The sequence below is a fragment of the Streptomyces sp. NPDC015242 genome, from assembly GCF_043079125.1.
In the GTDB taxonomy this organism is placed as follows: Bacteria; Actinomycetota; Actinomycetes; order Streptomycetales; family Streptomycetaceae; genus Streptomyces.
In genome coordinates, this window is the sequence record NZ_JBIBUF010000001.1 from 685,379 (window position 1) to 708,749 (window position 23,371).

General features: G+C 72.4%; 22 protein-coding genes. 8 read left to right on the plus strand and 14 right to left on the minus strand.

What is annotated here, in order from left to right; all coding sequences use genetic code 11:
- Positions 1 to 42: 42 nt before the first annotated feature.
- The gene (locus tag ACF07N_RS03125) at positions 43 to 276 is read left to right on the plus strand and encodes a DUF6480 family protein (RefSeq protein WP_383335735.1); all 234 of its coding nucleotides are present in this window, start codon (positions 43 to 45) and stop codon (positions 274 to 276) included.
- A gap of 25 nt (positions 277 to 301) precedes the next feature.
- Here ACF07N_RS03125 and ACF07N_RS03130 read toward each other — a convergent pair whose 3' ends face one another.
- From ACF07N_RS03130 to ACF07N_RS03155, 6 genes are all read right to left on the minus strand, one after another.
- A complete protein-coding gene (locus tag ACF07N_RS03130; RefSeq protein ID WP_392107630.1) occupies positions 302 to 1,390 on the minus strand; it encodes a glutamate--cysteine ligase in 1,089 nt (362 codons plus the stop codon).
- Positions 1,391 to 1,498: 108 nt separating this feature from the next.
- Positions 1,499 to 3,700: a 1,4-alpha-glucan branching protein GlgB gene (gene glgB / locus ACF07N_RS03135; protein WP_392107633.1), complete on the minus strand. Its 2,202-nt coding sequence runs from the start codon at positions 3,698 to 3,700 to the stop codon at positions 1,499 to 1,501.
- Positions 3,701 to 3,703: 3 nt separating this feature from the next.
- On the minus strand, positions 3,704 to 5,074 hold the full coding sequence (locus tag ACF07N_RS03140; RefSeq protein WP_392107635.1) for a maltokinase: 1,371 nt from the start codon (positions 5,072 to 5,074) through the stop codon (positions 3,704 to 3,706).
- A gap of 28 nt (positions 5,075 to 5,102) precedes the next feature.
- Positions 5,103 to 6,821: a maltose alpha-D-glucosyltransferase gene (treS, locus tag ACF07N_RS03145; RefSeq protein WP_392107637.1), complete on the minus strand. Its 1,719-nt coding sequence runs from the start codon at positions 6,819 to 6,821 to the stop codon at positions 5,103 to 5,105.
- Positions 6,818 to 8,815 (minus strand): alpha-1,4-glucan--maltose-1-phosphate maltosyltransferase, encoded by a 1,998-nt coding sequence (locus tag ACF07N_RS03150; protein WP_392107639.1) that lies wholly within the window; start codon positions 8,813 to 8,815, stop codon positions 6,818 to 6,820. Before ACF07N_RS03150 ends, treS begins: the two co-directional genes overlap by 4 nt.
- 70 nt (positions 8,816 to 8,885) lie before the next feature.
- Positions 8,886 to 9,227, minus strand: coding sequence for a DUF5133 domain-containing protein (locus ACF07N_RS03155; protein WP_392107641.1), 342 nt, complete (start codon positions 9,225 to 9,227; stop codon positions 8,886 to 8,888).
- Positions 9,228 to 9,589: 362 nt separating this feature from the next.
- Here ACF07N_RS03155 and ACF07N_RS03160 point away from each other — a divergent pair, with 362 nt between their 5' ends.
- Both ACF07N_RS03160 and glgX read left to right on the plus strand, forming a co-directional pair.
- A complete protein-coding gene (locus ACF07N_RS03160) occupies positions 9,590 to 10,102 on the plus strand; it encodes a pep a2 (protein ID WP_383335742.1) in 513 nt (170 codons plus the stop codon).
- Positions 10,099 to 12,261, plus strand: a complete 2,163-nt coding sequence (glgX, locus tag ACF07N_RS03165) for a glycogen debranching protein GlgX (protein ID WP_392107643.1) — start codon at positions 10,099 to 10,101, stop codon at positions 12,259 to 12,261. The genes ACF07N_RS03160 and glgX overlap by 4 nt, the downstream gene beginning before the upstream one ends.
- Positions 12,262 to 12,328: 67 nt before the next feature.
- On the opposite strand, the gene ACF07N_RS03170 is transcribed toward glgX, so the two are convergent.
- Positions 12,329 to 13,132, minus strand: coding sequence for a VOC family protein (locus ACF07N_RS03170; protein WP_383335744.1), 804 nt, complete (start codon positions 13,130 to 13,132; stop codon positions 12,329 to 12,331).
- Between the two features lie 249 nt (positions 13,133 to 13,381).
- Between ACF07N_RS03170 and ACF07N_RS03175 the strand changes: the two genes are divergently transcribed.
- Positions 13,382 to 13,732, plus strand: a complete 351-nt coding sequence (locus ACF07N_RS03175) for an ANTAR domain-containing protein (RefSeq protein ID WP_383335745.1) — start codon at positions 13,382 to 13,384, stop codon at positions 13,730 to 13,732.
- Between the two features lie 27 nt (positions 13,733 to 13,759).
- Here the strand turns inward: ACF07N_RS03175 and ACF07N_RS03180 are convergent, their stop codons facing one another.
- The gene (locus ACF07N_RS03180; RefSeq protein ID WP_383335746.1) at positions 13,760 to 14,581 is read right to left on the minus strand and encodes an RNA polymerase sigma factor SigF; all 822 of its coding nucleotides are present in this window, start codon (positions 14,579 to 14,581) and stop codon (positions 13,760 to 13,762) included.
- Between the two features lie 446 nt (positions 14,582 to 15,027).
- Here ACF07N_RS03180 and ACF07N_RS03185 point away from each other — a divergent pair, with 446 nt between their 5' ends.
- Positions 15,028 to 15,549 carry a hypothetical protein gene (locus ACF07N_RS03185; protein WP_392107646.1) on the plus strand — a complete coding sequence of 174 codons (522 nt, stop codon included), beginning with the start codon at positions 15,028 to 15,030 and terminating at the stop codon, positions 15,547 to 15,549.
- 24 nt (positions 15,550 to 15,573) lie between these two features.
- Here ACF07N_RS03185 and hemC read toward each other — a convergent pair whose 3' ends face one another.
- The 4 genes from hemC to ACF07N_RS03205 all read right to left on the minus strand — a co-directional run bounded on the left by hemC (position 15,574) and on the right by ACF07N_RS03205 (position 19,965).
- Positions 15,574 to 16,509, minus strand: a complete 936-nt coding sequence (gene hemC / locus ACF07N_RS03190) for a hydroxymethylbilane synthase (protein WP_383335748.1) — start codon at positions 16,507 to 16,509, stop codon at positions 15,574 to 15,576.
- A 162-nt stretch (positions 16,510 to 16,671) separates the two neighbouring features.
- The gene (locus ACF07N_RS03195) at positions 16,672 to 17,445 is read right to left on the minus strand and encodes an NPP1 family protein (protein ID WP_392107649.1); all 774 of its coding nucleotides are present in this window, start codon (positions 17,443 to 17,445) and stop codon (positions 16,672 to 16,674) included.
- Positions 17,446 to 17,585: 140 nt separating this feature from the next.
- Positions 17,586 to 18,566 carry a non-homologous end-joining DNA ligase gene (gene ligD / locus ACF07N_RS03200; protein ID WP_392107652.1) on the minus strand — a complete coding sequence of 327 codons (981 nt, stop codon included), beginning with the start codon at positions 18,564 to 18,566 and terminating at the stop codon, positions 17,586 to 17,588.
- Between the two features lie 238 nt (positions 18,567 to 18,804).
- Complete coding sequence (locus tag ACF07N_RS03205; RefSeq protein WP_392108763.1) at positions 18,805 to 19,965, minus strand: MFS transporter; 1,161 nt, start codon at positions 19,963 to 19,965, stop codon at positions 18,805 to 18,807.
- Between the two features lie 102 nt (positions 19,966 to 20,067).
- Between ACF07N_RS03205 and ACF07N_RS03210 the strand changes: the two genes are divergently transcribed.
- The 3 genes from ACF07N_RS03210 to ACF07N_RS03220 are packed head-to-tail and all read left to right on the plus strand — an operon-like array spanning position 20,068 to position 21,724.
- Positions 20,068 to 20,829, plus strand: coding sequence for an AraC family transcriptional regulator (locus tag ACF07N_RS03210; protein ID WP_392107655.1), 762 nt, complete (start codon positions 20,068 to 20,070; stop codon positions 20,827 to 20,829).
- A gap of 50 nt (positions 20,830 to 20,879) precedes the next feature.
- A complete protein-coding gene (locus ACF07N_RS03215; RefSeq protein ID WP_383335752.1) occupies positions 20,880 to 21,260 on the plus strand; it encodes a DoxX family protein in 381 nt (126 codons plus the stop codon).
- On the plus strand, positions 21,257 to 21,724 hold the full coding sequence (locus ACF07N_RS03220) for a peroxiredoxin (RefSeq protein WP_392107658.1): 468 nt from the start codon (positions 21,257 to 21,259) through the stop codon (positions 21,722 to 21,724). Before ACF07N_RS03215 ends, ACF07N_RS03220 begins: the two co-directional genes overlap by 4 nt.
- 76 nt (positions 21,725 to 21,800) lie before the next feature.
- Here ACF07N_RS03220 and ACF07N_RS03225 read toward each other — a convergent pair whose 3' ends face one another.
- A complete protein-coding gene (locus tag ACF07N_RS03225; protein WP_392107661.1) occupies positions 21,801 to 22,412 on the minus strand; it encodes a DNA polymerase ligase N-terminal domain-containing protein in 612 nt (203 codons plus the stop codon).
- A gap of 38 nt (positions 22,413 to 22,450) precedes the next feature.
- Positions 22,451 to 23,281 carry an aldo/keto reductase gene (locus ACF07N_RS03230; RefSeq protein WP_392107664.1) on the minus strand — a complete coding sequence of 277 codons (831 nt, stop codon included), beginning with the start codon at positions 23,279 to 23,281 and terminating at the stop codon, positions 22,451 to 22,453.
- Positions 23,282 to 23,371: the final 90 nt, after the last annotated feature.

The following is a 23,371-nucleotide window of genomic DNA, read 5'->3' on the forward strand; positions in this document are numbered from 1 at the left end:
GGTCCGCTGATGATCTCGGCGTGATCGGGGGACCCGGGAGACATGAGTCACTACAGCCCAGATCCCGAGCCCGAGCGCAGCACCGGTCTCGAGCCCGGCGGCGGTGTGCCGCCGGGCGAGACCCCGCCCGCGGAGAGCAGCATGCCCGAGGCGCTGCCGCGGGAGACCCACAACCCGACCAAGGGCTGGGCCAAGGCCCCGATGGCCGTGATCATCGTCATGACGGTGCTGATCGCGGCGTTCTTCCTCGCCTACGCCCTCGTCCTCATCCTCTGAGAGAGCAGCCGCCCAACGGGACGCCTCAGCCCTGCGTGTGCCGCACGCACTCGGTGACGACGTCCCGCAGGCTGCCCGTGCGCTCCATCAGCTCGCGCTGCACCTGTGCGCCGTTGCCGTCGCGCAGCAGTTCCTCGCACGCCACCCGGGCCTGCTCCAAATCCCCCGTGCTGTCGAGGGCCTCCTCGACGTGCTCCAGCAGGGTCCGCACGACCGACTCGGCCGGCATGCGCCGCATGGTCGCGGGGTGCAGCAGCTCGCCCGTCAGTCCCGAGCGGGCGGCCTGCCAGTCGGCCAGCCGCAGCAGGGTGACGCTGTGATCGAGCGGTTCCCGGCCCTCCCGCCACTCGCGTGCGGCCGTCTCGACCAGCCCGCGCACGAGGGTGGCGATCAGCACCGCCGTCCCGGCGTGCAGGCAGACGTCCGCGACCCGCAGCTCCACCGTCGGGTACCGCGGGGAGAGCCGCGCGTCGAAGTAGATCATCCCGTCGTCGAGGAGGGCGCCGGTGGCCACCATGTCCGCGATCAGCCGGTGGTACCGCTCGGGCGAGCCGAAGATCTCGGTCGGGCCGGCCGAGGGCCAGCGCAGCCACACCCGGCTGCGGTAACTGCTGTAGCCCGTGTCCTTGCCCTGCCAGAACGGCGAGTTCGCGCTGAGCGCCCGGAGCACCGGCAGCCACGGCCGCAGCCGGTCGACGACCGCGACACCCTCCTCGTCCGACTCCACCGAAACGTGCACATGACAGCCCAGGACCAGTTGCTCCCGGGTGGCTATGCCGTACTGGTCCGCCATCCACTGGTACCGCCGGTTCAGCCCGACGGCCGGGCTGACCGGCAGCGGCGAGGTGGCGAGCGCCGCCACCGTGCAGCCGATCTCCCCGGCGTGCCGGGCGGCCTCCTTGCGGCAGCGGACGATCTCCGCGCGCAGGGCCTCCATCGACGACTGCGGATGTGTCGCGAACTCCAGCATCTGCTCGTGGAGTTCCTTCTCGAACACGTCCTGATCCGCGTCGTCCCGAGCCGCCCGGGCGAGGACCGCCGCGGACAGCGCCCGCGGCTCCCCGGTTTCCGGATCGACCAGGAGGAGTTCCTCCTCCACTCCGACGGTGCGCACTGATGCCCGCCCTTCCAAGACTCCGAAGCGTCGACCACCGGGTTTTCCCGGGGTAGACCCCCAGTGCCCCTCACAGGCCGTTCGGACACCTGGTGCGCCGGACCGACTTCACCCCGCGAACGGCGTGAGCCACACCGTGGCCAGCGGAGGCAGCGTGATCCGGACCGTGCCCTCCTCCGGCTTGACCGGGTCCGGGTTGGTCACGCCGCTGCCGCCGTAGCGCGTGTCGTCGGTGTTGAGGACCTCCTGCCAGGCGACGACGTCACCCGGGACCCACAGGCCGTAGTCCTGCCGCACCACGGGGGAGAAGTGGGAGACCGCGAGCAGCGGGTTGCCGTCGGCGTCGTAGCGCAGGAACGCGAGGACGTTGTCGTCGGCCGCGTCCACCGCCACCCACCGGAACCCCTCCGGGCGGGTGTCGCACTGCCACAGGGCGGGCGTCGCCAGGTACCGCGTGTTCAGGTCGCGGACCAGGTCGCGCACGCCCCGGTGGTCACCCGCCGAGTGGTAGCCCTCGTCGAGCAGCCACCACTCCGGGCCGTGCTCCACCGACCACTCGGCTCCCTGTGCGAACTCCTGCCCCATGAAGAGCAGTTGCTTGCCCGGGTGGCTCCACATGAAGCCGAGATAGGCCCGCAGGTTCGCCCGCCGCTGCCACCAGTCGCCCGGCATCTTCGTCACCAGCGCCTGCTTGCCGTGCACGACCTCGTCGTGGGAGATCGGCAGGACGTAGTTCTCGCTGTAGGCGTACACCATCGAGAACGTCATCTCGTGGTGGTGGTACTTGCGGTGCACCGGCTCGTGGGAGATGTACTCCAGCGAATCGTGCATCCAGCCCATGTTCCACTTCAGCCCGAAGCCGAGCCCGCCGGTGTCGGTGGGCCGGGTCACCCCGCCCCAGGCGGTGGACTCCTCGGCGATCGTGACCACGCCCGGGGCCCGCCGGTACACCGTGGCGTTCATCTCCTGCAGGAACGCCATGGCCGCCAGGTCCTCCCGGCCGCCGTGCACGTTGGGCTCCCACTGGCCGTCCTCGCGCGAGTAGTCGAGGTAGAGCATCGAGGCGACCGCGTCCACCCGCAGCCCGTCGATGTGGAACTCCTCGCACCAGTACACGGCGTTCGCGACCAGGAAGTTGCGCACCTCCGTGCGGCCGAAGTCGAACTCGTAGGTGCCCCAGTCGGGGTGCTCCGCGCGCCGGTCGTCGCCGGGCTCGTAGAGCGGTTCCCCGTCGAACCGGGCCAGCGCCCAGTCGTCCTTCGGGAAGTGCGCCGGCACCCAGTCCATGATCACGCCGAGACCGGCCCGGTGGCAGGCGTCGACGAAGAACCGGAAGTCGTCGGGCGTGCCGAGCCGGGCCGTCGGCGCGTAGAAGCCCGTCACCTGGTAGCCCCAGGACCCGTGGAAGGGGTGCTCGGCGACCGGCATCAGCTCGACGTGCGTGAAGCCCAGGTCCTTGACGTACTTCGGGAGTTCCTCGGCGAGCTGACGGTAGGTCAGCCCCGGCCGCCAGGACGCCAGGTGCACCTCGTAGACCGAGAACGGCGCCTCGTGCACCGGCCGGTCCGCCCGGTGCGCCATCCACTCGGCGTCGTTCCACTCGTAGTGCGAGGCCGTCACGATGGACGCGGTGTTGGGCGGCTCCTCGGTGCGCCGGGCCATCGGGTCGGCCTTGAGGAAGCGCTGCCCGTACCGCGAGTGGATCTCGAACTTGTACGGGGTGCCCTCGCCGACGTCCGGCAGGAACACCTCCCACACGCCGGACGCGCCCAGCGAGCGCATCGGGAACTGCGTCCCGTCCCAGTGGGTGAAGTCCGTGGCCACCCGCACGCCCTGCGCGTTCGGCGCCCACACCGTGAACCGCGTGCCGGCCACGCCCTCGTGGGTCATGGGCTCGGCGCCCAGCGCCCGCCACAGCTGCTCGTGCCGGCCCTCGCGGATCAGGTGCAGGTCGAGCTCACCGAGCGCGGGCAGGAAGCGGTACGGGTCGTGCGTCTCCTGCTCGCCCTCCTCGTAGACCACGTGCAGGGTATACGCGGGGATCTCCGCGAGCGGCAGCACGCCGGAGAACAGGCCGTCGCCCTCCGAGACCAGGGCCGTGCGCCGGCCGTCGACCACCACGCCCACCGCACGGGCGAAGGGGCGCAGCGCCCGGAACACGACCCCGCCCGGGACCGGGTGGGCGCCGAGCAGCGCGTGCGGGTCGTGGTGGGCGCCCGCCAGCAGGCGTCCCCGGTCCTCCGGGCTCAGGGCGGGCGCGGTCGGGACCGGGCCGGACGGCTCCGGGATTGAGGTGTCTCGCAGGGCCACGGCTCAGTCTCCTCTCACGGCGAGGCGCTCGATCGCCGCCATCGGTACAGGCAGCCAGTCGGGGCGGTGCCGTGCCTCGTACAGCACCTCGTACACGGCCCGGTCCGTCTCATAGGCCCGGAGCAGTCCGTGCTTCTTGCGGGGGTCCCAGCCGGCGCGGGCGGCATAGCCCGCGCAGTAGGCCTCGCGGCAGCGCCGCGCCCACTCCGGGCGCCAGGGACGGCGCTGCCGGGCGGCGTAGTCGAAGGAGCGCAGCATCCCGGCGATGTCCCGCACGGGGGAGTGGGCGCTGCGCCGCTCGGAGAGCGGCCGGGACGGCTCGCCCTCGAAGTCGATGACGAACCAGTCGCGTCCGGCCCGCAGCACCTGGCCGAGATGCAGGTCGCCGTGGATGCGCTGGGCGGGCGGCCCGGGATCACAGCTGTTCAGCGCGGCGAACGCGGAGCGCAGACCCGGCACATGGGGCCGCAGCGCGGGCACGCAGTGCGCGGCGGCGTCCAGCCGCTCCGCCATGGCCGACGCCGTCCGCGCGTTCTCGCCCGGGGCGCCGACCGGGAAGGCCGAGGCCAGCGCGAGGTGCACCTCGGCGGTGGCCGCGCCCAGCGCCCGCGCCTGGGCCGTGAAGTCGTCCCCGGCGGCGAGTGCGTGCAGCGCCAGCGTCCAGCCGTCGGAGGCGTCCCGCAGGTACGGCTGGAGGACCCCGAGGGTGGCCTGGAACGGGTGCTTGGTCTGGAACCAGGCGACCGGTGCCGGGACGCGGTGACAGCCCTGCCGGGCCAGCGCCCCCGGCACCTCCAGGTCCGGGTTGACGCCCGGCTGGATGCGGCGGAAGACCTTCAGGATGTACTCGTCGCCGTACACCAGCGAGGAGTTGGACTGCTCCGCGTCCAGCAGGCGCGGCACCAGCCCGGCGGGCACCCGCTGGTCCGGGTCGCACTCGAAGCGCAGGGGGCCCGCGGTGCCCGGGTGCCGCAGCCGGTCCAGGAGCAGCTGGGCCGACCGCGGGTCGTGCAGCGCGTCGTAGACGGTCTTGCCGGCCAGCGGCCCGTCCTGCACCTGCCCGATGAGCGCCCGGCCGAGCCGGGGCGCCGGGTGCTCCCGTACGCCCAGCAGCAGCTGGTAGCAGTCCCCGGCCGGGGGAGTCCCGCCCGGGGAGGGCACGCCCGTGTGACCCGCGTGCCCGGCGTGGACGAGCAGGTGCAGACAGCCCGGGAAGAGCTCGGTCATCGACAGCAGGCCGAGCTCCGTGACGGGCCGGTCCTTGCCCGCGAACCAGCGCTGGCGCGGCAGCCAGTCGCGCAGGAGCCGGCCGAGCGACTCCATGGGCTCGGCCAGGCGCGAGGGGATCGGGCGGAGGGATGCGGTCTTCGGCATGGTCACGCCTCCTTTCGTCGGCGCATGCTCACAGTCGCCGGCCGATGCGCGATGCGACTCGAGTGAGCCGGAACCAGTAGAAGCCGTGGCCCCCGAGGGTCAGCAGGTACGGAAGTTCACCGATGGCGGGGAAGCGCACCCCGCCGAACAGCTCCACCGGATGCCGCCCGGCGAACTCGCGCAGGTCGAGCTCGGTCGGCTGGGCGAACCGCGCGAAGTTGTTCACGCAGAGCACCAGGTCGTCCTCGTACTCGCGCAGGAAGGCGAGCACCGCGGGGTTGGAGGACGGCAGTTCGGTGTAGGAGCCGAGTCCGAAGGCCGGGTTCTGCTTGCGGATCTCGATCATGCGGCGGGTCCAGTGCAGCAGCGACGACGGCGACGACATCGACGCCTCGACGTTGGTCACCTGGTGCCCGTAGACCGGATCCATGATCGCCGGCAGGAAGAGACGGCCCGGGTCGCAGGTGGAGAAGCCGGCGTTGCGGTCCGGGGTCCACTGCATCGGGGTCCGCACGGCGTCCCGGTCGCCGAGCCAGATGTTGTCGCCCATGCCGATTTCGTCGCCGTAGTAGAGGATCGGCGAGCCGGGCAGAGCCAGCAGGAGCGCGGTGAACAGCTCGATCGTATGCCGGTCGTTGTCCAGCAGCGGGGCCAGGCGCCTGCGGATGCCGATGTTGGCGCGCATCCGCGGGTCCTTGGCGTACTCGGCCCACATGTAGTCGCGCTCCTCGTCGGTGACCATCTCCAGGGTCAGCTCGTCGTGGTTGCGCAGGAACATGCCCCACTGGCAGTTCGACGGGATGGCCGGTGTCTTGGCGAGGATCTCGGAGACCGGGTAGCGGGACTCGCGGCGTACGGCCATGAAGATGCGGGGCATGACCGGGAAGTGGAAGGCCATGTGGCACTCGTCGCCGCCGGTGGCGTAGTCGCCGAAGTAGTCGACGACGTCCTCCGGCCACTGGTTGGCCTCGGCGAGCAGCACGGTGTCCGGGTACTGCGCGTCGATCTCGCGGCGGACCCGCTTGAGGAAGGCGTGCGTGGCGGGCAGGTTCTCGCAGTTGGTGCCCTCGGCGGCGTAGAGGTACGGGACCGCGTCGAGCCGGAACCCGTCGATGCCGAGGTCCAGCCAGAACTTCAGCGCGGCCAGGATCTCCTCCTGGACGCGCGGGTTCTCGTAGTTCAGGTCGGGCTGGTGCGAGAAGAATCGGTGGAAGAAGTACTGGCCGCGCACCGGGTCGAACGTCCAGTTCGACGTCTCGGTGTCGACGAAGATGATCCGCGCGTCCGGGTAGCCCTTGTCGTCGTCGGCCCACATGTAGTAGTCGCCGTAGGGCCCGTCGGGGTCCTTGCGCGACTCCTGGAACCAGGGGTGCTGGTCGCTGGTGTGGTTCATGACGAAGTCGATGATCACGCGCATGCCGCGCTGGTGGGCGGCGTCGACGAACTCCACGAAGTCCGCGAGGTCGCCGAACTCCGGCAGCACGGCCGTGTAGTCGGAGACGTCGTAGCCGCCGTCGCGCAGGGGCGACTTGAAGAAGGGCGGCAGCCACAGGCAGTCCACGCCGAGCCACTGCAGGTAGTCGAGTTTGGCGGTCAGGCCCTTCAGGTCACCGACGCCGTCGCCGTTGCTGTCCTGGAAGGAACGGACGAGCACCTCGTAGAAGACGGCGCGCTTGAACCACTCCGGGTCGCGGTCCCTCGCGGGGGTGTCCTCGAAGGTGTCCAGCACGGGCTCGTTCACGGTCATGACGTTCCTGCCCCTCCGTTCCCTTGCGCGGCGGGCGGCGACTGGACGTGGAACACATGCGCAGGAGCCCGCCCCGGCTCCAGGCGCACATAGTTGTTCCGGCCCCAGTGGTAGGTCTCGCCGGTGAGCTCGTCGCGCACCGGCACCGACTCGTGCCGGTCCAGGCCGAGGTGCGGCAGGTCGAGCGAGACCGTGGCCTCCTGGGTGTGGTGCGGGTCGAGGTTCACGACCACGAGGACGACGTCGGATCCGGTGCGCTTGCTGTACGCGATGAGCGCGTCGTTGTCGGTGTGGTGGAAGCGCAGGTTCCTGAGCCGGTGCAGCGCGGAGTGGGCGCGGCGGATGGTGTTGAGCCGGGTCAGCAGGGGGGTGATGGTGCGGCCCTCGCGTTCGGCGGTGTCCCAGTCGCGGGGCCTGAGCTGGTACTTCTCCGAGTCGAGGTACTCCTCGCTGCCTTCGCGCAGCGGGGTGTTCTCGCACAGTTCGTAGCCGGAGTAGACGCCCCAGGTCGGGGAGAGCGTGGCGGCGAGGACGGCGCGGACCTCGAAGGCGGGCCGGCCGCCGTGCTGGAGGTAGGCGTGCAGGATGTCGGGGGTGTTGGCGAAGAAGTTGGGCCGCATGTAGCTCGCCGCCTCGCCCGACAGCTCCGTCAGGTACTCGGTGAGCTCTTCCTTGGTGTTGCGCCAGGTGAAGTAGGTGTAGGACTGCTGGAAGCCGATCTGGGCCAGGGTGTGCATCATCGCCGGGCGGGTGAACGCCTCGGCCAGGAAGATCACGTCGGGGTCGGTGCGGTTGATGTCCGCGATGACCCGCTCCCAGAAAACGACCGGCTTGGTGTGGGGGTTGTCCACCCGGAAGATGCGCACCCCGCAGTCCATCCAGTGCCGCAGCACCCGGCAGGTCTCGGCGACCAGGCCGTCCATGTCCGCGTCGAAGGCGATGGGGTAGATGTCCTGGTACTTCTTCGGCGGGTTCTCCGCGTAGGCGATGGTGCCGTCGGGCCGGTGGTGGAACCACTCGGGGTGCTTGTGCACCCAGGGGTGGTCCGGGGAGCACTGCAGCGCGAAGTCCAGGGCGATCTCCAGGCCCAGCTCGCGGGCCTGCTGAACGAACCAGGTGAAGTCCTCCAGCGTGCCCAGATCGGGGTGGACGGCGTCGTGCCCGCCCTCGGGCGAGCCGATCGCCCACGGCACCCCCACATCGTCCGGGCCGGGGGAGAGGGTGTTGTTCTTGCCCTTGCGGAACGTGGTGCCGATCGGGTGGATCGGCGGCAGGTACACCACGTCGAAGCCCATCGCCGCGATCGCCGGCAACCGCCGCGCGGCCGTCCGGAACGTCCCGTGCGGCTGCTCAGGTGTGCCCTCCGACCGCGGGAAGAACTCGTACCACGACCCGTACAGCGCCCGCTCCCGCTCCACCAGCAACGGCAGCGGCTCGGACGTGCTGACCAGGTCGCGCAGCGGATGGCGGGACAGGACGGCGTCGACCTCGGGCGTCAGCGCCGCCGCCAGCCGGGTGGCCGGGGGCAGCGTGTCGTCGCGCAGGGTCCGGGCCGCGTCCAGCAGCACGGCACGGCCCTCCTCCTTCGGCACGCCCGCCGCCGCCCGCTCGTGGAGGTCGGCGCCCTCCTCCAGCACCAGTCCCGGATCGATGCCCGCCGGAACCTTTATGCCCGCCGCGTGGCGCCAGGTGGCCACCGGATCGCTCCAGGCCTCCACCCGGTACGTCCACCGGCCCTCGACGTCCGCGGTGACCTCGGCGCCCCAGCGGTCGCTGCCCGGAGCCAGCTCCCGCATGGGGGTCCAGGGGCCGGGGCGGCCCTCGGGGTCCTTCAGGACGACGTTGGCGGCGACCGCGTCGTGCCCCTCCCGGAACACGGTGGCGGTGACCTGGAACGTCTCGCCCACGACGGCCTTGGCCGGCCGGTTGCCGCCCTCCACCGCAGGCCGGACGTCCCGTACCGGGATACGGCCGATGGGCCGGGTCTTGCTCATGGTCCTCACCTCCACCGTGCTAGTGAGCCGGGCCGGGGCCCGGCCGGGGGACAGCTGTGCGGGAAGGCCGTCACCTTCCCGCGGGGGATCGCCGTTCGACCGCCGGTGCACGGCGGTCGACGGCGGGTGCGCGGCGTTCGACGGCCGGTGCGCCGCGTCCGACCGCCGCGGCGGGCCGGACCCGCTGGTCCGGCTCCTCCAGGCAGGCGGCCGGGTTCGCGCGGAGGTACCGCTCGGCCGCGTCCGCCGCCTCCCGCGCGCAGCGCTTTCCCATCAGCACGCAGAGGGTGTAGCCGGAGTCCTCGAAGGTGGCCCGTACGGTGCGGTCGTTCGGGGCCGCGAGCATCACGCGTTCCCAGGCCCGGTAACGCCGCAACTGCCGGGCGACTTCGGCTTTGGCGGGTAGCAGCATGGCGCCGATCACCTTTCGGGCTCGAGGGGCACGGTCTCCCGACGGTCGGACGGCATGCCGTGCGTACAGCGGCACGGACCCGTGACGGCGATCGAGTTCCTCACACATGGTGCACGTCTGACGACGCAGCGTCTTGTTGGGGCTTCAATCAAGTGCCCTCGTGCTGCGCCGTTCGGCTCATCGCGGCCGCTCACTTGTGTGTGTCGGCGCCTCAGAAGTGCGCTCGTGTTGCACGAACGGGCTAGCACCCTCAGGCTGAGGGTGACTCAGAAGCGATACGTGCTCACGTTCCGTGTTCGGGGCTCGTCCCGCAGGACCGCGGGAACGAGGAGGAGCTGAGCTTCGCGGTGAGGAGCCGACCGATGAAGACCGCAGTGCCCTGCTACTACCACCTCGACGTGGAAGTCAGCCCGGACCGGGTGGGACAGGTCAGCCGCATTCTGGCCGCTCACCTGAGGTTCTGGGATCTGGACAACCTGGTCCAGCCCGTCTGCGGCGGTGCCGAGATGCTGCTCAAGGCCATCGACGAACACGCCACGGACAAGAAGACGTCGATCGAGATGTGGTGGAACGGGCAGCACCTGATCACCGCCATCGGGGACAACGACCGGGCACTGCGCCCGGACCAGGAACTGCGCGGCTGCCTGGAGCACCTGGCCGCCGTGAGCGACGGGTGGGGCTGCTGCGCCACCGAGACCGGCAGCAAGGTCATCTGGTTCTCGCAGCGCGCCCGCGCCGGCGAGCGTGTCCCGCTGGTGCCGACCGCGCCCGCCCCGCAGGAGAGCGAAGGCCTCGAAGTGCCCCGAGAAGTGCGCGTCACGCAACTGGCCGGCCCCGCCGTCCTCCCGGACGAGGTCCTGGAGGACGCCCGGTGACCCGGCGGCAGACACGGAAAGGGGTGGCCGCGTGGAGCGGCCGCCCCTACCCCCTGGGTGCGGCCTACGACGGGGAGGGCACCAACTTCGCGCTCTTCAGCGAGGTCGCCGAACGGGTCGAGCTGATCCTGGTCGACGACGACGGCACCCACACCGCCGTGCCGCTGAACGAGGTCGACGGCTTCGTCTGGCACGGCTACCTCCCCGGGGTCGGCCCCGGCCGGCGTTACGGCTACCGCGTGCACGGGCCGTGGGCCCCGGCCGCGGGCCACCGCTGCAACCCGGCCAAGCTGCTGCTCGACCCGTACGCCCGCGCCGTCGACGGGCAGATCGACAACCACCCCTCGCTCTACGAACGCAACCCGGACGGCCCCGACCCGGCCGACAGCGCCGGGCACACCATGCTCGGCGTGGTGACCGACCCCGCCTTCGACTGGGGCGACGACAGCCGGCCCTCCCGCGCGTACGCCGACACGGTGATCTACGAGGCGCACGTCAAGGGCCTCACCCGCACCCACCCCGAGGTGCCCGAGGAACTGCGCGGCACCTACGCCGGGCTGGCGCACCCCGCGGTGGTCGAGCACCTCACCTCGCTGGGCGTCACGGCGGTGGAGCTGATGCCGGTCCACCAGTTCGTCCACGACGGCGTGCTGCACGACCGGGGCCTGTCGAACTACTGGGGCTACAACACCATCGGCTTCTTCGCGCCGCACAACGGCTACGCCGCCCACGGCACCAGGGGCCAGCAGGTCACCGAGTTCAAGCAGATGGTGAAGACCCTGCACGAGGCCGGACTCGAAGTGATCCTCGACGTGGTCTACAACCACACCGCCGAGGGCAACGAACTGGGCCCCACCCTGTCCTTCCGCGGCATCGACAACTCCTCGTACTACCGTCTGGTCGACGGCGACTGGGAGCACTACTACGACACCACCGGCACCGGCAACAGCCTGCTGATGCGCCACCCGTACGTCCTGCAGCTCATCATGGACTCGCTGCGCTACTGGGTCACCGAGATGCACGTCGACGGCTTCCGCTTCGACCTGGCGGCCACCCTGGCCCGGCAGTTCCACGAGGTGGACCGGCTGTCGGCGTTCTTCGACCTGATCCAGCAGGACCCGGTGATCAGCCGGGTCAAGCTGATCGCCGAGCCGTGGGACGTCGGCGAGGGCGGCTACCAGGTGGGCAACTTCCCGCCGCTGTGGTCGGAGTGGAACGGGATGTACCGCGACGCGGTGCGGGACTTCTGGCGCGGCGAGGACCACACGCTCGGCGAGTTCGCGTCCCGGCTGACCGGCTCCTCCGACCTCTACCAGCACAGCAGGCGCCGCCCGCGCGCCAGCGTCAACTTCGTCACCGCGCACGACGGGTTCACGCTGCACGACCTCGTCTCCTACAACGACAAGCACAACGAGGACAACGGCGAGGGCAACCAGGACGGCGAGAGCACCAACCGGTCCTGGAACTGCGGCGCGGAGGGCCCGACCCGCGACCCGGCCGTGCTCGAACTGCGCGGCCGCCAGCAGCGCAACTTCCTCGCGACGCTGCTCCTGTCCCAGGGCATCCCGATGATCTGCCACGGCGACGAACTCGGGCGCACCCAGCGCGGCAACAACAACGCCTACTGCCAGGACAACGAGATCTCCTGGATCGACTGGCGGCTCACCCGGGAACAGCGCGACCTGCTGGAGTTCACCCGGTACGTCATCCGGCTGCGCACGGACCACCCCGTGCTGCGCCGGCGCCGCTTCTTCCTCGGCGAGACCCTGACCCGCGCCGACCAGCCGCTGCCCGACCTGGTGTGGCTGGCGCCCGACGCCCGCGAGATGACCGAAGACGACTGGCAACGCGGCGACGCGCACTCCGTCGGCGTCTTCCTCAACGGCGACGCCATCGCCGAGCCCGACCCGCGCGGGCGCCCGGTGGTCGACGACTCGTTCCTGCTGCTGCTCAACAGCCACTGGGAGCCGGTCGGCTTCCGCCTCCCGGACGCCGCCTACGGCGAGCGCTGGACGGCCCTGATCGACACCGCCGACCCGGAGGGCACGCCCGACGAGTCGGAGCACAAGGCGGGCACCGGCCTGACGGTCGGGGCCCGCAGCCTGATCCTGCTCTCCCGCCCTTCACGGATCACGCACGGGCACGGCACCACCGCCTGACCCCAGCCCGAAAGGCCCCGCGCACCGAAAGGTCCGCGGGGCCTGTGGCTGTGTCGTGTCCGCGGGGTCAGCGGTCGCCGCGCGCGGTCACCGTGAACTGGGCGCCGTCGTGATCGCGCAGCACCGCCTCGTCACCGCCCTTGGACAGCACACTGCCTCCGTGCAGTTCCGCGGCCCGGGCACAGGCCTCCACGTCCTGGACGAAGAAGTGGACCTGCCAGTGCGGCCGGATCGTGGGATCGGGGGCCGCCTCCAGCGCGCCCGACTCGATCCGCGCCACCACGTCACCGCGGCTGCGCAGCACGACCTCGCCGCCCTCGTAGTGGACCTCGCAGCAGCCGGGACGCCCCGACGCCCAGTCCAGGACCTCGCCGTAGAAGATGGCCGCGTCGAAGGCGTCCCTGGTGTGCAGCGTGATGAAGGCCGGCTGGGCGTTGCGCCAGGTCTCCCAGTCGGTGAAGAGATCGCCCTCCCAGATCCCGAAGGTCGCCCCGTCCCGGTCGGCGAGCAGGGCCGCACGCCCGGGCGGCAGGGAGATCGGGCCGACCGCGGTCGTGCCCATGCGCTCCTGCACCCGCGCCGCCGCCTCGTCCGCGCTGCGCACGGCGAAGTACGGTGTCCACGCCACGGCCATCTGCCACATCGTCGCCACCCCGGCGATCCCGGCCACCGGCGAGTCGTCCACCAGCGCGATCCGGAACCGGTCGCCGAGCTTGGCCGGCCGCCACTGCCAGCCCAGCACGGCACCGTAGAACTCCTCGGTCGCCTTGACGTCGCGGCTGGTCAGACTCACCCAGCAGGGCGCCCCGAACACGGAGTGCGAGGAGAGCACGTCCTTCGTGCCGGAGGGGGTGGGCATGTCGTGGTTCATGGCAGTCGCGTCCTGATCTCGTCGGCCTGGCAGCCACCGGGGAATGACACCAGTGTCCAGCCGGGACCGTTGTGGCCGCCTGTCGAGTACCCCGGCGGCGGTGCCGAAACGGATCCGGAACCGGCTGCTCCGCCCCGGTGGCACCGGGCGGGCCGAGTGACGACGATGGAGGGGTCGGACACTGCGTCAAGGCACTCAAGCACTCGGTGAGGCCATCAGGACAGCGGCGCACCGGACCCGGAGGTGACCATGCCCACGGACGGGGGCTCGGAGCGGATCCTCGCACTGCAGGAGGAGATCCAGCAGCTGAAGGAGGCGGTGGTCTCCCACGCTGTCGTGGACCAGGCGATCGGAATGGTCGTGGCGCTCGGCCGGGTCTCGCCCGACCAGGGGTGGGACGTGCTGAAGGAGGTCTCCCAGCACACCAACATCAAGCTGCGCAACGTCGCGGAACTGATCCTGGTCTGGGGCCGCACCGGTCTGATGCCCGAAGAGATACGGGCCGCCCTGGAGGACGCGCTGGACCGGGCGGGGCCGACCCAGATCCCCGGAGCGGCGCCGCAGACGCCGCGCAGGCCGGGAGCACCGCCGAAGGCGTGACCCCGCCCCGGCGGCGCACCGGCTCCCTCAGTCCTCGCCCAGTGGTCCCCGTCCTTCGCCGCGGGGCTCCGCGAGCAGTTCCTCCCGCAGATGGGCGAAGCAGCTGCTGAGCAGCCGGGAGACGTGCATCTGCGAGATCCCGAGCTGCTCGGCGATGCGGCTCTGGGTCATGCCCTTGAAGAACCGCAGGTAGAGGATGACCCGCTCGCGCTCCGGCAGCGCCTGCAGGCAGGGCCGGACGGCCACCCGGTTGACGACGGTGTCGAAGGCCGGGTCGGGCGCGCCGATCGCGTCGCCCAGGGCGTAGCCGTCGGTGCCGGGCATCTCCGCCTCCAGCGACAGCGCGGAGAAACACTCCAGCGCCTCCATGCCGGTGCGCACCTCGCCCTCGGTGAGCTGGGCGTACTCGGCGATCTCGGCGACGGTGGGGGAGCGGCCGGACGTGGTCTGCGACAGCTCCTTGACGGCGTGCCGCACGCGGTTGCGCAGGTCCTGGACGCGGCGCGGCACGTGCAGGGTCCACATGTGGTCGCGGAAGTGGCGTTTGATCTCGCCCGTGACCGTCGGCACGGCGTAGGCCTCGAAGGCGTTGCCGCGCGCCGGGTCGTAGTGGTCGACGGCCTTGACGAGGCCGAGGGCCGCCACCTGGTACAGGTCCTCCAGGGCTTCGCCGCGGCCGCGGAAGCGGACGGCTATCCGTTCGGCCATGGGCAGCCAGGCCTCGACCAGCTCGTCGCGCAGTGCCTTGCGCTCGGGCCCGTCGGGCAGCCGCACGAGGCGCGCGAACGCCTCGGCGGTGTCGGGGGCGTCGTCGTGGGGGTGCGTTCGGGTGCTGCCGGCGATACGCATGGTGCGCACCTCCCTGAGCAGGTGCGGAAGGGACGGTCACCATGGGAGGCGCGGACGCGGACCTCAGGGGGCACCCGGGGCCCGGTCGACCGGCTCCCACGGACGTGCCTCCTGTCCGAAGCACTTCCCTGCCCATTCCCGGGCAGGGGCATAACGAAACAATTCCGACAATACGGCATCTGGGTGTCCTTGGCGCCACCGCGGCCGCGCCGACTTCTCCTCCCGCCTCCGGCGCGGCCCGCCGCGCACCGGTGATCTTCACTCCTGGAAGTGATGTGCGGCACGCCTGAGCAAGCGCTTTCTCCCGTCGCTCCCGGATAACCGCTGGGCACGGCTTGATCATCGATCAAATGGGATGAACTGCCTGGCCACAGCGCATTCTGCTCATTTGACAGTGCGCTCGGGCCACAGATAGGAAGCAGCTTCCAGAGGTCGAGAGGTGCAGCGTGTACGAGCCGAACGTGGTCGGGGACTGGCAGGAGTACGACGAGCATGCCGGTCTGCGGGTCCGCGTCCACCGTCTGGAACTGGCCGAGCCGCCGCGCGGCCGCGACGACGCCGCCGACGGGCTGACGTACTTCTGCCTGCGCGTCACCGTCGAGAACCGGGGCAGCCGGCACCTCGGCGTCCACCTGGAGGACGGTCAGATCGACGTCCGCGTCGGCCCCGACGGCGAGAGCGCCTTCCTGGACTGGCGCAACTCCCAGTTCATCGAGGGCTTCGACGTCTATCCGCTGCGCCGGGTCACCGCCGTGCTGTACGCGGCCGGCGCCGAGGCGTCCCTGGGGCTGGTGGACGTCCAGGTCCAGCTGCGGGTCGAGGAGGAGTGGACCGCGCGCCGGATGTGGTCCGGCTCCATCGGCGCGCAGGGGGCGCTCCCGGAGGCCCAGCAGGGGGCGGTCCGGGACAGTCTGGCGCACCAGGTGAGCGTCTTCCTGCGGGAGCAGGCGGAGGAGGGCACCGCCTGATCCGGCGCGGGGGCGCCGCGGGCGTCAGTGCGGGATGCCGTCGATGATCTCGCGGGCACCCTGGCGCAGCAGGGCCACGGCGACCGAGGTGCCGAGCGTGGCCGGGTCGAGCCGCCCCGCCCACTCGTGGGCGTTCAGGCGGGTCTTGCCGTCGGGGGTGAACACGCAGGCCCGCAGGGAGAGTTCACCGCTGCGGTCCACGCGCGCGAAGCCTGCGATGGGGCTGTTGCAGTGCCCCTGGAGCACGTGCAGGAACATGCGCTCGGCGGTGATCTCCCGGTGGGTGTCCGGGTCGCCCAGGCCGCTGACCGCGTCGATCAGGTCGGTGTCGTCCTCGCGGCACTGGAGGGCCAGGACGCCCGCGCCGATGGGGGGCATCATCGTCTCGGTCGAGAGGATCTCGCTGATCACGTCCGAGCGGCCGATGCGCTCCAGGCCGGAGACCGCGAGCAGCAGGGCGTCGGCCTCGCCGGCCTCCAGCTTGGCCAGGCGCCGGTTGGCGTTGCCGCGGAACGGCACGCACTCCAGGTGCGGGTGGGTCGCGGCCAGTTGGGCGACCCGGCGTACCGAGGAGGTGCCGATCCGGGTCCCGGCCGGCAGTTCGTCCAGGGTGAGCCCGCCGGGGTGGATCAGGGCGTCGCGGATGTCGTCCCGTTCGAGGAACGCGGCGAACACCGTCCCCGCCGGGAGCGGCCGGTCGGCGGGCACGTCCTTCACGCAGTGCACCGCGAGATCGGCCTCACCGGCCAGCAGCGCCGCGTCGACCTCCTTGGTGAACGCGCCCTTGCCCTCGACCTTCGACAGGTCCCCCATCCACTTGTCGCCGGTGGTCTTCACCGGGACGACCTCGGTGCGCACTCCGGGGTGGGCGGCGGCCAGTTCGGTCCGGACGCGTTCCACCTGGGCGAGGGCCATGGGGGAGTCGCGGGAGACGATGCGGATCAGTTCGGGGACGGACATGCGGACACGATAGCCCTCCCGGGGGCGGGCCCGTGCCGTACCTCCCCCGACCGCCCCACGGCGTACGCCAGTTCGGAGGGGGCGGTGATCTCGGGCCCGCCGCGCGTGCGGCCGTGGCGCGGGCCCGCCCGGAGGGGGGATCCCCGGACGGGCCCGCTGGTCTCACGCGTACGGGTCGAAGGCGATGCCCGAGGGCTTGGCCGAGGCCAGGTGGCCCGCGAAGCTCGCGTCCTTCAGGCCGAAGTTGGCGCTGCCGAAGTTGTACGAGGTGAGCTTGTCGCGCACCCCGGCCGGGTAGCCGTTCCAGCCCACCAGCGGCGGGTACTGCCAGGTGCCCTTGTGGTTCTCCGGCGGCTCGTCGTTGGAATTGGCCAGACGGAAGCAGTGCGTGCTGATGCCGTCCTTGTGGTAGACGATCTTCGGATGCGTCCCGTCGAAGCGGACCGAGGACGCCGCGTGCACGGTGAACGAGCCGTGGTTGGAGGTCGAGACGTACTTGACCTGGTTGTCCTGCACCCACACGGCGACGTGCTCGAAGTCGTGCCGGTGCCCGCCGATGCTGCTGCCCGCCAGGGCCTGGTCCTTCTCGAAGTACAGGGCGTAGAGGATCGCGCACCAGCCGTTGTTGCACTTGTAGCGCGAGTAGCCGTTGGTGTTGTCGAGGTCGGAGGCGTCCCGGCAGTTGCCGTTCAGCGCGCCGGTCGGGTTGAGCCCGCCGTTGACGACGCCGTCCGGGCCGATCGCGGGCGAGGAGTAGCAGCCGTCGGTGTCGTAGTCGTAGGCGGGCTGGTACGTCCGCTCCAGCGACTCGGCGTTGGCGGGCAGGGCCGGTGGCGGGGCGGCGAAGGCCGTGGCGGGGAAGGCGAGGACCAGGACGGCGGCACCGGCTGCCCCGGTGAGCCATCTCCTGCGCGATGCGAACGGGCGTGACGACACTGCGTCCTCCTCTTGGGCGCAGCCGAACGGCTGTGGGGGAAAGGGAGGTTCAGCTTCCAGGCTGAACGCGTCCATGCCAAGAGGGGCGGGAGGTCCCAACGGTGAATCGCAGCCCAATAGTTGGGGCTTCCGGCGGCGATTCAGACCAGGTCGTCCGGGATGTCGGCGGCCGCCTCCTCCGGGGCCAGATCCGGCCGCAGCCGCAGCCAGGACGGCTGGCGCAGCAGCCCTTCCCGGGTGCGGGTGCTGTAGCGGACCTCGCCGACCAGCCGGGGCACGACCCAGTGCGCGCCCGGAGCGCGCGGAGCCGGCTCGAAGGGGCAGACGCCGGTGGCGGCGGCCGCCAGCAGCCCGGCCAGCTCCGTGCGCTCGGCCTCGCTCCAGCCGGTGCCCACGCTCCCGACGTAGCGCAGCCGTCCCGCGGCGCGCTGTCCGACCAGGACGGCGCCCGGCAGTCCGGTGAGCCGCCCCTTGCCGGGCTGCCAGCCGCCGACCAGGACGTCCTCGGTGCGCATGTTGCGGATCTTGATCCACGCCCGGGAGCGCACGCCCGGTTCGTACACCGAGTCGAGCCGCTTGCAGACCAGTCCCTCCAGCCCGTGCTCCCGGGTGGCGCGCAGCGCCTCGGCGCCGTGGCCGACGATCGCCGCGGGGGTCGACCAGGACGGTCCGGTGAGGCCCAGGTCCTCCAGCGCCGCGCGGCGCCGCGTATAGGGCAGGCGCAGCAGCGACCGGCCGGCCAGGTGCAGCACGTCGAACAGCACCAGGTGGGCCGGCACCTCCACGGCCCGCCGCGCGGCCCGGGCGGGGGCGTGGGCGAGGCCCATGCGGGACTGCAGCAACTGGAAGGACGCGCGGCCCTGCGCGTCCAGGGCCAGGACCTCCCCGTCCAGCACGGCGGGCGTGGAGCCGAGGGCGGTGCCCAGCGGCCGCAGTTCGGGATAGGCGCCGGTGATCTCGTCACCGGAGCGCGCCCGCAGCAGCACACTGCCGTCGCCGGGGAGGTAGACCACCACCCGCTGCCCGTCCTGTTTGGTCTCGTAGGCCCAGCGCGTGTCCTGGGCGGGAGGCGGCAGGGAACCGGAGGTCGCGAGCATGGGCGGGATCAGCGGCAGGTCCACGGGTTGACTTGTCGACGGCCCGGAACGCGATCACGCGCGGATGCGGCGTCTTTCCCCTGAACGGCGCCGACCGCGATCTGCCCGGCGGGCGGGACGCGACGGTGAACCGGCGGTCACGTGCGAGGGCTTCGCGCCCGGCCTCGCCGCTAGCTCCCCCGGCCGCGGCGGTCCGGAGCCGGCGGGCGTGCGCCCGGTCCCGACGCCTGCACCGAGGGCGCCGGTCCGCGGTGGTGGGACATCAGCGGCGGGCCGCCGGGGACCGGGGATCCGCCCGCCGGCCGGTCACGCCCCGCGGCGGCTCCGGCTCGCGCAGCCCGCACAGCAGCAGCCGCCCCAGCGCGGGCAGGGCGATCAACGGCAGCAGGGCCGTGTACAGGGAGGTCGCGTCCGCCAGCGCCCCGATCGCGGGAGCCGCCAGTCCGCCCGCACTGACCGCGAGGCCCAGCGTGACCCCGCTCGCGGTGCCCGTCCGCCGCGGCAGGAAGTCCTGGGCCAGGGTGATGTGCAGCGAGAACGGCACGTACAGGGCCGCCGACGTCAGCGCGGCGAACAGGTACACGGGCGGCCCGGGGACCAGCACCAGCCCCGCCACGGCCGGGACCGTCAGAGCGTACGACCGGCGGACCACGGTCATCCGCCCGTACCGCTCGGCCAGCCGGCCCCCGGCGAGCGTTCCCGCCGCACCCCCGGCGTAGAGGACGCACAGTGCCGCCGTGCCGGCCGCCTCGCCGCCGCCGGTGCGCTGGCGCACGTACAGCGAGATGAACGCGCCGAGGCCGACGAACACCACCGACCGGCACACCACGGCCCCCGACAGCCGCAGGAAGGACGCCAGGTCGTCCCGGCCGGCGGCGGCCCGCGGCCCCGCACCCCCGCCGCCGGGGCCGGCCCCGCGCACCGCCACCGCGCAGCACACGGCGCCGAGCACCGCCGGCACGGCCAGCAGGGGAGAGGCGCGCAGCCCGCCCGCCGCCACGACGGCGAGGACCAGCAGGGGCGCCAGCGCGAAACCGGCGTTGCCACCGAAGGAGAACCAGCTCATCCCCGTGTGCCGGCCGCCCGCCACCGCACGCGCCACCCGGGCGGCCTCCGGATGGTAGGCGGCCACTCCCACCCCCGACACCGCGACCACCGCCAGGGTCAGCGCGTAGGAGCCGGTCACCCCGCTCAGCGCGCTGCCCGCCCCGGACGTGAGGACGCTCAGCGGCAGCAGCCACGGCATCGCCCACCGGTCGGCCAGCGCCCCGAACAGCGGCTGCACCAGCGACGACAACAGAGACGCCGCCAGGACGACACCGGAGGCGGCGGCGTAGGAGTAAGCGCGCTCGGCGACGAAACAGGGCACCAGGGCGGCCACCATCCCCTGGTAGACGTCCACGCAGCCGTGGCCCAGGGACATCCAGAGGACGGGCCGGCGCGGTCGGCGGTTCTGTCGTGAAGTGCTCACCCGGCGATCGTGCTCCGTGTGCACCGCGGCGCGCTTCCGATAATCTGCCCGACTGTGTCGCACATCCGCCACGCCCCGGCGGCGCCGACCCGCGCCCAGCGGCTCACTTCCGGCGACCGCATCGACGCCCACCGGCACGACGACCACCAGATCGTCTACGCGGGCTCCGGCGTCGTCGAGGTCACCACCGACGCGGGCACCTGGTTCGCTCCCGGCACCCGTGCCCTGTGGATCCCGGCCGGCACCGTGCACGCCCACCGCGCCCACGGCCGCCTCGACCTGCGCCTGGTCGGGCTGCCCGCCGCCGCCAACCCCCTCGGCCTGGACCGGCCGGCCGTCCTCACCGTCAGCCCTCTGCTGCGGGAACTGATCCTCGCCCACACCCGCGACCCGGGCGACGACAGCCCCGCGCGGCGGCGCCTGCGGGCCGTGCTCTGCGACCAGCTGCGCCTGTCCCCACAGCAGCCGCTGCGGCTGCCGGTCCCCACCGACCCCCGGCTGGCCGCCGTCTGCGCACTCGTGCACGCCGATCCGGCCGACGTGCGCACCCTGGCCGCGCTCGGCGCCGCGACCGGCGTGGGGGAGCGGACCCTCAGCCGGCTCTTCCGCGCCGAGTTCGGCATGACCTTCCCGCAGTGGCGCACCCAGTCGCGGCTCTACCACGCCCTGCGGATGCTGGCCGACGGCCTGCCCGTCACGACCGTCGCCCACCGCTGCGGCTGGTCCTCCGCCAGCGCGTTCATCGACGTCTACCGCCGCTCCTTCGGCACCACCCCGGGTGCTCGGCACCGGCGTGCGCGGGGCCGGGAGAACTGACGGGCCTACCGTCCAGTAATATCGCGCGGCAGGCCCCCAGAGGAGGAACCGTGTCCCGGTCCGAACGCTCGCCCCTGCTGCTCGCCGGCCTGCTGGCCACCGCGGGCGCCGCCCACTTCGCCGCACCGCGCCCGTTCGACGCGATCGTCCCGAGCGCTCTGCCGGGCAGGCCCCGGACCTGGACGTACGTCAGCGGCGCCGCCGAGCTCGCCCTGGCCGCCGGCCTCGCCCTGCCGCGGACCCGCAGGACGGCCGCGCTGGCCACGGCCGCGTTCTTCGTCGGGGTGTTCCCCGCCAACGTGAAGATGGCCGCCGACTGGCGCCACCGCCCCACCCCGCAGAAGGCCGCCGCCTTCGGCCGGCTGCCCCTGCAGGTGCCCCTGGTGCTGTGGGCCCGCGCGGTGGCACGGGGCGCGGAGGGCCGGTCGTGACCGCCCGCGTCGAGGCGGGGGACAAGGTCGCAGACTTCGCCCTGCCCGACGAGACCGGCACCGAACGCACCCTGTCCGGGCTGCTCGCCGACGGGCCGGTCGTGCTCTTCTTCTACCCGGCCGCCCTCACGCCCGGCTGCACCGCCCAGGCCTGCCACTTCCGGGACCTCGCCGCCGAGTTCGCCGCCGTGGGCGCGCGCCCCGTCGGCGTCAGCGGGGACGACGTGGAGCGGCAGCAGGAGTTCGCCGGGCGGCACGCCCTCGGCATGCCGCTGCTCTCCGACGCCGACGGCACGGTCCGCGAGCGGTTCGGAGTGCAGCGCGGCTTCTCCCTGGCCCCCACCAGACGCACCACGTTCGTCATAGCGCAGGACTTCACCGTCCTGGAGGTCGTCCGCAGCGAACTGCGCATGAACGCGCACGCCGACCGGGCGCTCGCCGCGCTCAGGGCTCTGCGGGACTGACACCGTCACGCGGCCCCCGCCGTGATCATCGCGGCGGACGGTGCCGCCCCGGCGCGTCCGGGCCGACAGCCCCGGCTCAGTGACGCGCCGCGTCCGAGGCGACCTGGGCGAGGGTGCGGCCGGTCTTCGCGGACCGGGCCCGGCGCGGGTCCGGGGCGCCCTGTCCGCTGCCGCCGCCGGCCCGCTTCACCAGCAGCCACGCCTCCTCGCCGTCACCGCGCCGCTCGCCGCGGAACCGGGTCAGGGCGTACGCGCCGCGCAGCTTCGATCCGTTCAGGCGGAACGTGGCGTGCCCGCGCTCCAGCGACTCCGCGAAGCCGACCGGCCGCCCCTCGCGATCGTGGCTGAGCGGCTCGTACGTGCCGTGGTCCCAGACGATGACGGTGCCGCCGCCGTACTCGCCGCGGGCGATCACGCCCTCGAACTCCTCGTACTCCAGCGGATGGTCCTCGGTGGGCACGGCCAGCCGCTTGTCCTTCGGGTCGGCCGACGGGCCCTTGGGGACCGACCAGGACTTCAGCACGTCCCCGACCTGGAGCCGGAAGTCGAAGTGCATCGTGCTCGCGTCGTGGATCTGCACCACGAACCGGGGCCGGTCGCCGGAGGCGCCGTCACCGCCCCGGGGCTCGCCGGTCCGCCCGAAGTCGCGCTTGCCGCGGTGCTCCCGCAGCGGGTCCCGTCCGGCCACCTGCGGCTCCTTCCCTCCTCGCGCGCCCCGGGTACCCGTCAGAACTCCTCGTGCACCTCGGGGTCGCCGCCCACCCGCCGCCGCTCCCGGTCCGCGATCGCGGCCATCTCCTGCGCGCTCAGCTCGAAGCCGAACACGTCGAGGTTGGCGCGCTGCCGCTCGGGACTCGCCGACTTCGGGATGGGCACCGCGCCCAGCTGCGTGTGCCAGCGCAGCACGACCTGACCGGCGCTCACCCCGTGCGCCTCGGCGATGCGTGTCACCGCCGGGTCCCGGAGCAGGGGCGTGCCCCGGCCCAGCGGGCTCCAGCTCTCGGTGACGATGCCCTTGCCCGCGTGGAAGGCGCGCAGCTCGTCCTGCGGCAGGAACGGGTGCAGCTCGATCTGGTTCACGGAGGGCAGCACCCCGGTCTCCTTCTCCAGCCGCTCGATGTGCGCGGCCGTGAAGTTCGAGACGCCGATCGACCGCACGAGCCCGTCCTCGCGCAGCTTGATCATGGCCTTCCAGGAGTCGACGTACCGGTCCACGCGGGGCAGCGGCCAGTGGATGAGGTACAGGTCGACGTACTCCAGGCCGAGGCGGGCCCGGGACTCCTCGAAGGACGCGAGGGTCTCCGCGTAGCCGTGGTGGCGGCCCGGGAGCTTCGTCGTCACGACGATCTCCTCGCGCGGTACCACGCCGGAGGCCACGGCCCGGCCGACCCCCGTCTCGTTGCGGTAGTTCGCCGCCGTGTCGATCAGGCGGTAGCCCGCCTCCAGGGCCGTGAGGACGGCCTGCTGCGCCTCGTCGTCGCCGAGCGGCCAGGTGCCCAGGCCCAGGGCGGGGAGCGTCGTACCGTCGTTCAGGGTGTGTGTCGGGATGCTGATCACCGTGGGACCTTCCCGTTGACTGTGTCGTCCCTCCAGCGTCACGGATAGGGTGAGCAATGATCAACCGGACGGCTGGGGGACGAGGGCGGC